This window comes from Kitasatospora sp. NPDC036934 (assembly GCF_055608425.1).
This window is the reverse complement of record NZ_JBVJQR010000048.1, coordinates 22,076-34,598: the sequence shown is the minus strand read 5'-3', so window position 1 is coordinate 34,598 and position 12,523 is coordinate 22,076. Positions and strand designations below refer to the sequence as shown.

Genomic DNA, 12,523 nt, shown 5'->3' with positions numbered 1-12,523 from the left:
CGACCAGCGCCCGGTCTCGGCCTGGGCCGAGGGCGTCGAACTGCGCGTGCACGCCTTCGCCGACGGCGCCGAGACCACGGTGGTGATCCCGCACTCCGACGGCCCCGGCGAGAGCGCCCGCTTCCAGGTGCGCCGCACTGGTGACCGGCTCCGGGTGACCACCGACAGCCCGTACCCCTGGCAGCTGCGGACCGGCGGCCCGGACGGCGCCCTGCACGTCCACCCGGCCGGCACCCGGGAAGCCGAACTGCCCTACCCGGCCTGACAACCGGCCAGCCCATACCCGCCCCGCAGCCGGAAGCACCCGTGGAGAGCCGCACCGAACGCCGCCTGACGCCCGGCGAACTCGACGCCCTGCTCCGCGACTCGGCCGGCGCCGGGGGCCGACTGGTACGCGAGCTGACCGACGGCTGGTTCGACACCGCCTACCGCGCCCGGCTGGACGACGGCAGCCCCGCCGTCCCGTCGTCCGACGCACCGGTTCCGCACTACGAGCGGGGCATCCTCGGGACGGAGGCAATGGTCTCTGCTCGTCGTCGAGTGCGCCCCGCGCGGTCACGGCGGGGACCACCTCGCCTTCTGCCGCCGGATGCTCGCCGACGCCGTCGCCGGGCTCCGGGCGCTGGGATGGCGACGACGACCACGGGCACCGGCAACCGGGCGTCCGGTCGCATCCACCCGCCACGTGAACAGAGGAACCACCCATGTCCTACAGCATCCGCGGGGAAGGCCTGGAACGGCACACCGCCGCCGAGGTCCTCCGCATCGAGCCCTGGGGACCGGACGCCGTCCGGGTGCGCGCCGCGTCCGGGACGATCGATCCCGCCGCCCCCGGCGCGCTGGAGGCCCCCGCGTCACGCCCGCAGGCCGAAGTCTCCGTCTCGGACGACGGCTGTGCCCGCCTGGTCAACGGCCGCATCGCCGTCGAGGCCTCGGCGGACGGCCGACTGAGGTTCCGTCACGCCGTATCGGGCCGCGAACTCCTCGCCGAGCGGAGCCCGCACAGCCATCACGCCGGATCCCGCGTCCACGCGGCGGGCGGCCGGACGGAACAGTCCTTCCAGGCCTACGACGGCGAACGGCTGCACGGCCTGGGGCAGCACCTGCACGGACGCCTGGACCAGAAGGGCTGTGTGATCGACCTCGTCCAGGCCAACACCGTGGCGGCCGTCCCCTTCCTGCACTCCTCGCGCGGCTACGGACTGCTCTGGAACAACCCCGCCACCGGCCGCGTCGAACTGGGCGCCGACACCACCCGGTGGACGGCCGACGGCGGCGGGCGCATCGACTACTGGATCACCGCCGGTGACACCCCGGCCCGGATCCTGGACGCATACACCCTGGCCACCGGCCGTCCGCCCCTGCTGCCCGAATGGGCGTCGGGCTTCTGGCAGTCGAAACTGCGCTACCGCACCCAGGACGAACTCCTCGCCGTGGCCCGGGAGTACAAGGAACGCGGACTTCCGCTGTCCGTGATCGTCTGCGACTTCTTCCACTGGCCGAGGATGGGCGACTGGCGCTTCGAGGAGAGCGGGTGGCCCGACCCCGCCGCCATGGTCGAGGAGTTGTCGGAACTCGGAGCGAAGCTCGCCGTCTCGGTGTGGCCCACTGTCGAGCCCGGAAGCGACGCGTACGACGGGCTCCGCTCGGCCGGGCACCTCGTACGGGACGCGGGTGGCGGCCTGCTGACCTTCCCGTGGCCGTCCCGGCACGGCGGGCAGGCGCTGATCCGCCCGATGGCGTACTACGACGCCACCCACCCCGGAGCCCGCGCCGAACTGTGGCGGCGGCTGAACGACAACTACCGCTCGCTGGGGGTGGCGTGCTTCTGGTTGGACGCCTGCGAACCCGACGTGCCCCCGGGCATCGCCGACCGCGCCGTCTATGCGGCCGGGCCGGCCGCCGAGGCCGCGAACCTCTACCCGCTGGAGCACGTCCGTGCGGTGGCCGAGGGTCTGCGCGCGGTGGGCGAGGACCGCCCGCTGTCGCTGGTCCGCTCGGTGTGGGCGGGCAGCCAGCGCTACGGGGCCCTGCTGTGGTCCGGTGACATCCCCACGACCTTCGACTCCCTCGGGCGCCAGATCAGGGCGGGGCTGAACGTCGCGATGAGCGGCATCCCCTGGTGGAACACCGACATCGGCGGCTTCTTCGGCGGTGACCCGGACGACCCGGCGTACCGTGAGCTGCTGATCCGGTGGTTCCAGTACGGCACGTTCAGCCCGGTCATGCGGCTGCACGGGGACCGCGCACCCAACTACCCGGCCTTCGCCACGGACATGACCGGCGGGCCGAACGAGGTCTGGTCGTACGGGGAGGAGGCGTACGGCATCCTCCGCGACCACCTCCTGCTGCGCGAGCGCCTGCGCCCGTACCTGCACGCCCTGTCCGAGGACGCCCACCGCACCGGCGCCCCGCCCATGCGTCCGCTGTTCTTCGACTTCCCCGAGGACGAGCGCGCCTGGGAGGTGGACGACCAGTTCCTGCTCGGCCCCGACCTGCTGGTGGCACCCGTGTACGAGGCGGGCGTCCGGGCCCGCCGGGTGTACCTGCCGTCCGGCACCCGTTGGCGCCACCCGGCCACCGGCGGTGTTCTGGAGGGCGGAACGACGTTCGACGTCGAGGCCCCGCTGGAGCGCATCCCGGTCTTCGTCCGGGAAGGCGCCGACGTCCTGGCCCGGCTGACAGCCTCCGAGGCCTGACGGCGGAAGGAGCGGTCGCGCTTCCCGTCGGAACGCGTGGACGCGGGGCGGACCGCGGCTGACTGCGGTCCGCCGTGATCCCCCTGTCGACCGCCCTCCGTGGTCGGTACACCGTGGTCAGTACCCATGGCGTGTTTCGAAAGTGCCGGCGAAGGTGTGTCAGGGAAGAGCATCGATCACGGCGTGTCGCAGCTCCTGCGAGCCCAGGAGATCTGTGCTGTCCGCCCACTGGTCGACGTTTCCGATCCGTGGCAGGTCGCGTAGGTACGTGTCCGTGACCGTCTCCGCCACCGCGTTCGCGAATCGTTCGGCGAACAACACTCGGTACGGGCGACCGTGGTAGCGTCGGCAGGCTGTGGCCAGGGGTTCGGTCAGGCCGGTCTCGTTGTGCAGCGTGGCCACGACCTCGTAGGCGTTGCACAGATGCGTGGCTCGCTGCCGGTACCCCGTTGCAGCCAAGGCTCCCCGGAGGGACGGCGTCAGCTTCTCGGCCACCGGCAGTTGCCTGAACGCGCTCCCCAACCATTTGCCGTAGGGCGCGTAGCGTCGCTCCAGGAGCAGGCACAGCCGCATGAGGTCTCGGACGAGGCGTGCGGCCACGACGGCTGACCCGATCGCATCACCGACTTCCGCGCAGCGTCCCACGAAAGCCTCTTCCTGGAAGATCCGCTGCCATTGGCAGGTCAAGAGATACCGCCACACCTGGTCCGGGTACCAGGCAAGTCGCTGCCGGGCCGCGCTGAGCGTGCCGAGACCGTCGTGGAACACCTCACCGGCAGTGACCTCGGCAAGGCACTGCTGCGGCATCGCCAGCCAGTCGCGGACAGTGAGTTCGGCGCCGGTCGGATCGACGCCGAGTTGCCCGGTCAACCACGAACGGGTGTCCAGGGTCAGCACCCGATGGTTCACCGGGCCATCGGTGGCGTGCATGTGGCCGACCCGGTCATTGGCCTGCCGGAAGTGCGTGGGGCGGCCCCGCACGTGCTTGGGCAGCCGCTCGGCCAGCACGCGGTGGATCCGCGTACCGTGCGCAGCCGCGTCCTTGACGGTGAGGAAGATCAGCAGTCGAGGGCCCCAGTCGTGGTCGGTTGACCGGGGCGTGTCGAACCCCAAGACCTCCGATCCCGCGCCCGGCAGCATGCGGTAACCCCGGATGCGTCTGTTCCAGGATCGGCCCGACCGCCTCCTCGTAGAGGAGGCGTGACAGTGCGAGCCCGGGGAGGAATTCGGCATCGGATGTCGTCACCCGGTCACTCTTGCTCACCTCGCATCCGTCAACCACCGATTTTCACGAAGCCGGCCACCGCCACTCGTTGATGGCGGCGACCAGCACCGTTGCCTCGTAGCGAACCGTCAGCAGATCCCCTCGTGCCACACCGTGATCATCGCAATTCAAGATCCACTTTCGCATGCAGACCCTAGTCCAGTCCGCCGCGGCGGATGACCTCGGAGTACCAGCGGGCGCTGGACTTCGGGGTGCGCTTCTGGGTGACGTAGTCGATGTGGACGATGCCGAAGCGCTTGCTGTAGCCGTAGCCCCACTCGAAGTTGTCGAGGAGGGACCAGAGGTAGTAGCCGCGGACGTCCGCGCCGGCGGCGATGGCGTCGGCGACGGCGTCGAGGTGGCCGCGGAGGTAGGCGGTGCGCTCGGGGTCGTGGACGCTGCCGTCGGGGGCGACGGTGTCGTCGAAGGCGGCGCCGTTCTCGGTGACGAGCAGGGGCAGGCCGAACTCGCGGTGCAGGGCGGTGAGGGTGTCGGACAGGCCGGTCGGGTCGATCGGCCAGCCCATCGCGGTCACGTTCTCGTTGGCGCGGTGGAAGGCGACGTCCTCGGCCCCCGGCCACACCGAGTGCGAGCCGGTACCGTGTCCGTCCTCGCGCGGGAGGCGCCGGCCCTCGGCGGGGGAGGAGACGACGGTCGGGGCGTAGTAGTTGAGGCCGAGCAGGTCGATCGGACGGGAGATTTCGGCGAGGTCGCCGTCGTGGACCAGGGCGTCCCAGTCGACCAGGTGGGCGGTGTCTTTGAGGAGGTCGTCGTCGTAGCGGCCCTTGAGCATCGGGCTGGTGAAGATCCGGTTGCCGACGGCATCGATCCGGCCGGCCGCCTCCGCGTCCTGCGGGCTGTCGGTGAGCGGTCGTACGGCGTGCAGGTTGAGCGAGACGGAGATTCGGGCGTCGGCGGGCAGTGCGGCGCGCAGTGCGCCGACGGCGAGGCCGTGGCCGAGGTTGAGGTGGTGCGCGGCGCGCAGAGCGTCCGCCGGGTCGGTGCGGCCGGGGGCGTGGGCGCCGGCGGCATACCCCATGAAGGCGCTGCACCAGGGCTCGTTGAGGGTGATCCAGGTGGACACCCGGTCGCCGAGGGCCTCGGCGGTCAGAGCGGCGTACTCGGCGAAGCGGTACGCGGTGTCGCGAGCGGGCCAGCCGCCCGCGTCCTCGAGTTCCTGGGGGAGGTCCCAGTGGTAGAGCGTGGCAGCGGGGGTGATGCCGTGCTCCAGCAGTTCGTCGGTGAGAGCGCGGTAGAAGTCGAGGCCGTGGTCGGACAGGGGGCCGTGTCCGGTCGGTTGGACGCGGGGCCAGGCGATGGAGAAGCGGTAGGAGGTGAGGCCGAGGTCGGCCATGATCCGGACGTCTTCGCGGAAGCGGTGGTAGTGGTCCACCGCCGTGTCGCCGGTGTCGCCGTTCTCGGTCTTGCCGGGGGTGTGGCTGAACGTGTCCCAGATCGAGGGGGTGCGGCCGCCCTCGGTGGTGGCGCCCTCGATCTGGTAGGCGGCGGTCGCTGCGCCCCACGCGAAGCCCGTCGGGAACGGGCGTCGGGCGAGGCGGTGGTCGGACGGGACCGTGGTCATGGCGGGTGTGCTCCCGAGAAGAGTGGTGGACAGGGGGCCGACCGGCCGAGAGACGCCGGCGCGGGGGCCGGTCGGGGGCGAGCGGGCCTGTCGGGACGGCTGGTGCCCGGGTGTTCCTCCACCGTCGGCGCGCCTCGCCCCGGCGCTTCGTGAGCGGCTCGATGCGGTGGATGCCGGTCGGGTGAGTCGATCGAAGCGCTTCGACGCCTGGTTCAACCTAAGGAAACGGTGGCGGTGCGTCAAGAGGCCTGCCGCACAACTGACTTGCTGGAGAAGGCGTGGACCGGAACTCAGCCGGGCCCTCGGCACACTTCCGCCCCGGCTGTAGGGGTCCTGCTCCTGCAGCCGGGGCGGAGGATCACTCCTACGCGGCCGACGGCTGTGCCTGCGCCTCGACGACCAGCGCCTGGCCGGGGCAGAGGGTCAGGCCCGGGGCGGCCAGGCCGACCTGGGTCAGGTACCGGCCGGTCAGGGTGAGCGCGGCCGTACGCCGGGCCCAGGCGGGCCAGGTGTGTTCGGGGGAGGAGAGCTCGGGGCGCACGCGCACGGCGTAGCGGGTCTCGGGCTCCAGGCCCGGAAGGCGTACGAGTGCGCCGTTCTCGATGGCGGAGGTCTCCAGTTGGACGTACGCGAAGACGGCGTGGGCGCGGTCCCGTGAGACGACGCCGTGGACCCAGGCGGCCGGGTCGGGGTGGTCGGTGCGGACGACGTCGCCGCGGTGGAGCAGCGGCCGCAGCTGCTTGTAGGCGTCGATCCACGCGGCGAGCGCGGTCAGGTCCTCCTGCGGCCAGCCGGAGATGTCGGCTTCGATGCCGGCGTGGCCGAACAGGGCGGTGGCGCAGCGGAAGGCGAGGGTGGTGGCGCGGTGGCTGATGTGGGCGGGGGAGGAGCCGACGTGGGAGCCGATCAGCTCGTAGGGCAGGAGCAGGCCGGTCCAGCGCTGGATGGCCTGACGTTCGATCGGGTCGATGTTGTCCGATCCCCAGATCCGGTCGGTGCGTTCGAGGATGCCGAGGTCGGCGCGGGCTCCGCCGGAGGAGCAGGACTCGATCTCCAGCCCGGGGTGGCGGCCGCGCAGTTCGTCCAGGAGCCGGTAGACCGCCGTCGTCTGGGCGTGCACGCCGGGGCGGCTGTCGTGGACGGCGTCGGCGAGGTCGCGGTTGTGGTCCCACTTGATGTAGTCGATGCCCACCTCCCCGACGAGGGTGCTGATCCGCTCCAGCAGGTAGGCGTGGGCGTCGGGGTGCGCGACGTCCAGGACGTGCTGGGTGCGCTGCTCGTACGGGAGGCGTTCGGGGTCGGCGAGGAGCCAGTCGGGGTGGGCGCGGGCGAGGTCGGAGTCGGGGTTGACCATCTCGGGTTCGAACCAGAGGCCGAACTGCATGCCGAGCCCGTGGACGTGGTCGGCGAGCGGGCGCAGCCCGTCGGGCCACACCTTCTCGTCGACGTACCAGTCGCCGAGTCCGGCGCGGTCGTGGCGGCGGTGGCGGAACCAGCCGTCGTCCACGACGAACCGCTCCACGCCGACCCTCGCCGCGGTGTCCGCGATGGTGCGTACCCGTTCGGGGTCGTGGTCGAAGTAGACGGCCTCCCAGATGTTCATGGTGACGGGCCGGGCGGTGTTCGGGTGCTGGGGGCGGCTGCGGAGCAGGTCGTGGAAGCCGCGGCTGATCCCGTCCAGGCCCGTGCCGGAGGTCGCGAAGTACACCCACGGGGTCCGGTACGACTCGCCCTCCGTCAGCCGGATCTCGCCCGCGGCCAGCAGTTCGCCGCCGCCGAGGACGGTCGTCCCGTCGGCGAGGCGCTCCGCGTACTGGACGTGGTTGCCGCTCCAGGCGGGGTGCACGCCCCAGACATCGCCGTGCCGGAAGCCGAAGCCCGCGGTGCCGGCGATCAGCAGTCCGGCGTCGAAGCCGGTGCGGCCGCGGCGGCTCTCCCTCGACCACACGCCGTGCCGCAGCGGGGATCGCTGCGGGGAGCGCTCACGGGCCCAGCGGCCCGTGAAGTCCAGCAGTTCCGCGGCGTGGGCGGGCACCGGGAGGACGCACGCCAGCACCTCCAGGGTGTAGGTGTCCGCCGCCGTGTTGGTCAGGGTGTGGCGCAGCCGCACCACGCCCTGCTCGGTCATCTGCAGTTCGGTGTGCAGCGCGAGCCCCGCGCCGGGGTCCTGGGCCCGCACGTCGACGGTGCCGCCCCGGCCGTCCTCGGCGCGTACGGCGGCCGGTTCGGCGAGCTCGAAGCGCGGGGGGCGGACCCGGCCGTCGCGGTGCCCGGCCAGGGTCGGGCGTCCGAACCAGCCCGAGCCCTGCCCCTGGGAGGGCATCAGGCTCCCGGCCTGGTGGCGCTGGGTGCGGCCCATGGCGTCGAGGACCTGCGCGGCGTCGCCGGCGCGGAAGCCGGGATCGGCGCCCCAGTGCAGTACCCGGGGCAGTTCCGGTCCGGTGGTGTCGAGAGTGAGGGCCGCGTCACCGGCCGACAGCACGACGAGATTCGCCTCAGTCATTTCGTCCTCGTTCAGGGGATGGTCCTGGTCCAGTGCACGACGTGAGCCGGATCGCAACCCTCGGCCGTGCGGTAGCCGGGGGACACGGGGGCGGCACCTGTCACTGTGGCCCGAAGGGGCGTCATGGTCACTCCGCTGCCGGGGTGTCGACGATCCGTTCGAAGAAGAACTCGTGCTTGAGGAAGGAGACATCGTACTCGTGCCCCGGGTACGGCGGGATCAGCTGCGCGGCCTGGAAGAGGCGCCAGCCGTCCCGGAGCGCTGCCACTCCGGTCCCGTACGGCGGCTCGTCGCTGTCGCCGGTGGTGGGGGAGGTGCGGCCGGTTCCGTCGTACCTCGCCCAGCCGACGACGGGGGAGTCCAGTGCGGAGTTGGACAGGTAGAGCACCAGGACCTGCTGCCGGGCCGTGGTGGTCGTGGTGGTCGTGGTGGTCGTGTGGTTCGTCATGACGCCTTCCCCCGGGGGCGGTTGGAGACCCTGGTCACCCAGTGGTCGAGGTCGTAGCTGTCGTCGCCGGTCAGCGCCCGCCAGAGCAGGATGCGGTTGTACAGCTCCAGGCGGCCGGTCGCCCCCTCGTACCACGGGAACATCGCGCCCAACTCGGCTTCCACCTCCGGATCGTGGAGGTCCGAGGTGTCCCACAGCCGTTGCTGGCGCACCGTCGGATTGAAGCGGATCTTGAACATGTAGCGCAGTGTGTCGCTGTCGTTGCGCCGGCCCCCGTGCCAGAGGCCGTGGTGCAGAAACACCACCGTTCCGGCAGGGCAGACCAGCCGGTCCTGGCCGCGCAGGTTCTGGTACCGGCCGGTGTCCGACTCGTTGGTCCGGCGCAGATGGCTGCCCGGCACGCTGAGGGTGCCGCCCATCTCCAGCGTCACCGCCTGCGGGTAGTACATCAGCTGCACGTCGAAGGCGTCCGGCCGGACGTCGATGATGGCGTCCCCGTGCAGCGCCTGGGCCTCGCCGCCGTGGGGTTCGCGCGTGTGCACGAAGTGGTGGTCCACCCACGGCTCCGGGCCCACCAGGCTGTGCAGCGCGCCTGCGACCCGCGGCAGTTCGAGCAGCCTGCGGACGAACGATCCCTCGGGGTAGGCCGCGGGCAGCGGTGTCCCGTACGGCACCGGGGGCACGTCGTCGGCCAGCACCCCCAGGCCCTCGGTGTTCAGCTCCGCCGGGACCACCGCGTCCAGCCGCAGCGATCCGTGCGCGACGAAGCGCGCCATCTGTACCGAGCTGAGCAGCTCCTGACTCTTCTCCATGGCGGCCACGCTAGGCCTGCCCGGAGCCTCGCCGCGTGGGCCTGGTTCACCCTGTTGTGGTCGATTCTCACCATGCCGCCCCGCGGTGAACCGAGGTTCACGACCCTGGATCGGGTCGTGGACGCCGTGGTAGAACACGGGATCATGCACACGGTCACCGCCCATCTCGACGAGCCTCCGCAACTCGCCGCCGTCGGCATCGGCGTGCACGGGTCGGCCGGCCACGATGACGTGTTCTCGCTGCCGGACCTCTGGCAGCTCCATCTGTACGGCTACGAAGCCGACTTGACGGTCGACGGCACCGAGCACGCGATCCGCCCCGGCCGGGTCAGCCTCGTACCGCCCGGGACCGAAGTCCGCTACCGCTACCGGGGCCGCTCCGAACACCTCTACGTCCACCTCCGCCTCGGCACGGGGGGAGCGGCCAGAAGCATCCCGGTGATCCAGCAGGCCGGTCCGGAACTGGGTTTCCTCACCGTGCAGCTGCAGCAGGCGTTGGCCGCCTGGCCGCACACGCCGTCCCGAGCGGTCGCCGAAGTGTGGGGTGCCCTGTGGCGGATCGCCCGGCTCGCCCCACCCCAGGGGCGGAGCGCGCAGGCCGTCCACCCCGCGGTGGCGGCTGCAGCGGCCCTGATCGAGGCGCGGCTGACCGAGCCCCTGACGGTGCCGGAGATCGCGCAGACGGTCGGCGTCTCCCACAACCACCTGACGCGGCTGTTCCGGGTTGCCACGGGGCAGACGGTGGTCGGCTACATCCGGGCCCGGCGGATGGAGCGGGCACGGCACTTCCTGCGCGCCACCACGCTCTCCATCCCCACCGTCGCCGCCTCGGTCGGCATTCCCGACCTCCAGGCGTTCAACAAGACCTGCCGTCGTGAACTCGGGGCGTCCCCGCGCGGCCTCCGTGCCGCCCGTCCCGTCCCGTAGGCACGGCGGACCGCGCGTCGGGGGCGGCGCTGCCCTCCTCGCCCTTCGGCCCTCATGTCCAGGGAAGGGCTTCTCCCGAACGCAGGTGTTCGCTCAGCCACAGCGAGGTGTTGCTGACGTGCATCAACGCAGCGGCCTGGCTGAGGGAGGCGTCGCGGATCGACAGCGCCCGGAAGATCGCCTCGTGCTCGGCGATGGTCCGTTCCGAGGCCTGGGTGTCGACCAGACCGCGCCAGGTGCGGGCGCGCAGCGTACGCCCGGAGATGCCCTCCAGGATCGTGACCAGGGTCTCGTTGCCCGTGGCCGAGATGACGGCGCGGTGGAACGCGGCATCATGGGCGTTGAGCCGCTCCACGTCGTCATGGGCGTCGCGCATGGCCTCCAGGTGCCGTTCCACCTCGGCCAGCTGTTCGTCGGAGATCCGGGTGGCGGCCAGTGCGGTGGCGACCGGTTCCAGGAGCCGCCGCACCTCGATGAGGTCCTGCACGGCGGCGGAATCGCCCTGCAGCAGCTCCACCGCACCGCCGAGCCCCTCCAGGAGCAGGCTCGGCTGGAGGCTGGTCACGTAGGTTCCGTCGCCCCGCCGGACTTCCAGGACCCGGGCGACGGCCAGTGCCTTCACGGCCTCCCGGGCCAGGTTGCGGGAGAGGCCGAGCTGGGCGGCCAGCTCCGCCTCCGGCGGGAGCTTCGAGCCCGGTGGCAGCGCTCCGCTGCGGATCAGTTCCCGGATCTGCGCGATGGCCTTGTCCGTCAGAGACACCGCGCACTCCTTCCGTGCCTGTCGCGGACAGGCACGTCCGACCTGATGGGTTCCTCGGCACGGAGATCGTCGGTCCGCCTGCCGAGGGTGACGTTGATGATACTGGGAAGGCTGTGCCGGCCTGTCGCGGTCGCGGCCGTGCGCGGCTCGCGCGTGCCCCGCGCGTGGTGACGCGCGTCGACGAGGACCCGCGCCTCAGGCACGGGCCGTCCAGACCGGGCCGTCGGGGTAGGTGTACTCCTTGAGCGAGCCCGGGTGCATCTGTGCGCTCAGCCCGGGCCGGGCCGGCGCGAGGTAGCGCCCGTCGGAGATGCGGACGGGGTCGACGAAGTGCTCGTGCAGGTGGTCGACGTACTCGATGACCCGGTCCTCGGTGGTGCCGGAGACGGCGACGTAGTCGAACATCGACAGGTGCTGGACCATCTCGCACAGCCCCACACCTCCGGCGTGCGGGCAGACCGGCACCCCGAACTTCGCGGCCAGCAGCAGGATCGCCAGGTTCTCGTTGACGCCGCCGACCCGGGCGGAGTCGATCTGCACGATGTCCACCGCACCGGCCTGCAACAGCTGCTTGAAGACGACCCGGTTGGCGACGTGCTCGCCGGTGGCGACCTTGATGGGGCCGACGGCCTCGCGGACGGCGGCGTGGCCGAGGATGTCGTCGGGGGAGGTGGGTTCCTCGATCCAGTACGGGTCGTAGGGGGCGAGGGCACGCATCCAGTCGATCGCGGGTGCCACGTCCCATCGCTGGTTGGCGTCGACGGCGATGCGGATGTCCGGGCCGACCGCGTCGCGGGCGACCCGCATGCGCCGCACGTCGTCCTCCAGGGACGCGCCGACCTTCAGCTTGATCTGGGTGAAGCCGTCGGCGACGGCCTCACGGGCCAGGCGGGCCAGCTTCTCGTCGGAGTAGCCGAGCCAGCCGGGCGTGGTGGTGTAAGCGGGGTAGCCCTGCTCCAGGAGACGGGCGGTGCGCTCCTGGCGGCCCGGTTCGGCACGGCGCAGGATCTGCAGGGCCTCCTCGGGGGTGAGCGCGTCGCTGAGCCAGCGGAAGTCGACCTGGGCGACCAGCTCCTCGGGGGACATCTCGCCGAGGAACCGCCAGACGGGCCGGCCCGCGCGTTTGGCGGCGAGGTCCCAGGCGGCGTTGACGACGGCTCCGGTGGCCATGTGGATGGCGCCCTTCTCCGGGCCCAGCCAGCGCAGCTGCGGATCGTGCACGAGCGAGCGGGAGAAGGCACCGAGGTCGCCGCAGACGTCCTCGACGGACAGGCCGACGACGTGCGGGGCGAGGGCGGCGATGGCGGCGGCCTGTACGTCGTTGCCGCGTCCGGTGGTGAAGGCGAGGGCGTGGCCCTCCAGTCCGTCGCCGGCGTCGGTGCGCAGCACCACGTAGGCGGCGGAGTAGTCGGGCTCCGGATTCATGGCGTCCGAGCCGTCGAGGTGTTCGGAGGTGGGGAACCGTACGTCCAGGACGTCCAGGGCGGTGATGCGGGCGGACGCGGGCACGGGCGATGGCATGGCGGTG

At 71.8% G+C, this 12,523-nt stretch carries 8 protein-coding genes and 2 pseudogenes; 3 read left to right on the top strand and 7 right to left on the bottom strand.

The genetic code is table 11. The annotated features are described in order from the left end of the window. Together ACZ7BZ_RS36905 and ACZ7BZ_RS36900 are read left to right on the top strand one after the other, a co-directional pair. Window positions 1–265, top strand: a pseudogene (locus ACZ7BZ_RS36905) (alpha-xylosidase); the annotation flags it as partial. 439 nt (window positions 266–704) lie between these two features. Next, a complete protein-coding gene (locus ACZ7BZ_RS36900) occupies window positions 705–2,699 on the top strand; it encodes a glycoside hydrolase family 31 protein (RefSeq protein ID WP_470362184.1) in 1,995 nt (664 codons plus the stop codon). 159 nt (window positions 2,700–2,858) lie between these two features. On the opposite strand, the pseudogene ACZ7BZ_RS36895 reads toward ACZ7BZ_RS36900, so the two are convergent. The 5 genes and pseudogenes from ACZ7BZ_RS36895 to ACZ7BZ_RS36875 all read right to left on the bottom strand — a co-directional run bounded on the left by ACZ7BZ_RS36895 (window position 2,859) and on the right by ACZ7BZ_RS36875 (window position 9,308). Next, a pseudogene (locus tag ACZ7BZ_RS36895) lies at window positions 2,859–3,945 on the bottom strand (DUF4037 domain-containing protein). 172 nt (window positions 3,946–4,117) lie between these two features. Beyond that, entirely contained in the window at window positions 4,118–5,545 is a 1,428-nt protein-coding gene (locus ACZ7BZ_RS36890; RefSeq protein ID WP_470362183.1) for a GH1 family beta-glucosidase, read from the bottom strand. 364 nt (window positions 5,546–5,909) lie between these two features. Continuing rightward, window positions 5,910–8,048 (bottom strand): alpha-galactosidase, encoded by a 2,139-nt coding sequence (locus ACZ7BZ_RS36885; protein ID WP_470362182.1) that lies wholly within the window; start codon window positions 8,046–8,048, stop codon window positions 5,910–5,912. Window positions 8,049–8,175: 127 nt separating this feature from the next. Then, a complete protein-coding gene (locus tag ACZ7BZ_RS36880) occupies window positions 8,176–8,496 on the bottom strand; it encodes a hypothetical protein (RefSeq protein ID WP_470362181.1) in 321 nt (106 codons plus the stop codon). Continuing rightward, window positions 8,493–9,308 (bottom strand): phytanoyl-CoA dioxygenase family protein, encoded by an 816-nt coding sequence (locus ACZ7BZ_RS36875; RefSeq protein WP_470362180.1) that lies wholly within the window; start codon window positions 9,306–9,308, stop codon window positions 8,493–8,495. Before ACZ7BZ_RS36875 ends, ACZ7BZ_RS36880 begins: the two co-directional genes overlap by 4 nt. Before the next feature lie 144 nt (window positions 9,309–9,452). Between ACZ7BZ_RS36875 and ACZ7BZ_RS36870 the strand changes: the two genes are divergently transcribed. Further along, window positions 9,453–10,235 (top strand): helix-turn-helix transcriptional regulator, encoded by a 783-nt coding sequence (locus tag ACZ7BZ_RS36870; RefSeq protein WP_470362179.1) that lies wholly within the window; start codon window positions 9,453–9,455, stop codon window positions 10,233–10,235. Between the two features lie 52 nt (window positions 10,236–10,287). Here the strand turns inward: ACZ7BZ_RS36870 and ACZ7BZ_RS36865 are convergent, their stop codons facing one another. Further along, on the bottom strand, window positions 10,288–10,995 hold the full coding sequence (locus tag ACZ7BZ_RS36865; RefSeq protein WP_470362178.1) for a FadR/GntR family transcriptional regulator: 708 nt from the start codon (window positions 10,993–10,995) through the stop codon (window positions 10,288–10,290). Window positions 10,996–11,190: 195 nt separating this feature from the next. Further along, entirely contained in the window at window positions 11,191–12,516 is a 1,326-nt protein-coding gene (locus ACZ7BZ_RS36860; protein WP_470362177.1) for an L-fuconate dehydratase, read from the bottom strand. Window positions 12,517–12,523 lie beyond the last annotated feature (7 nt).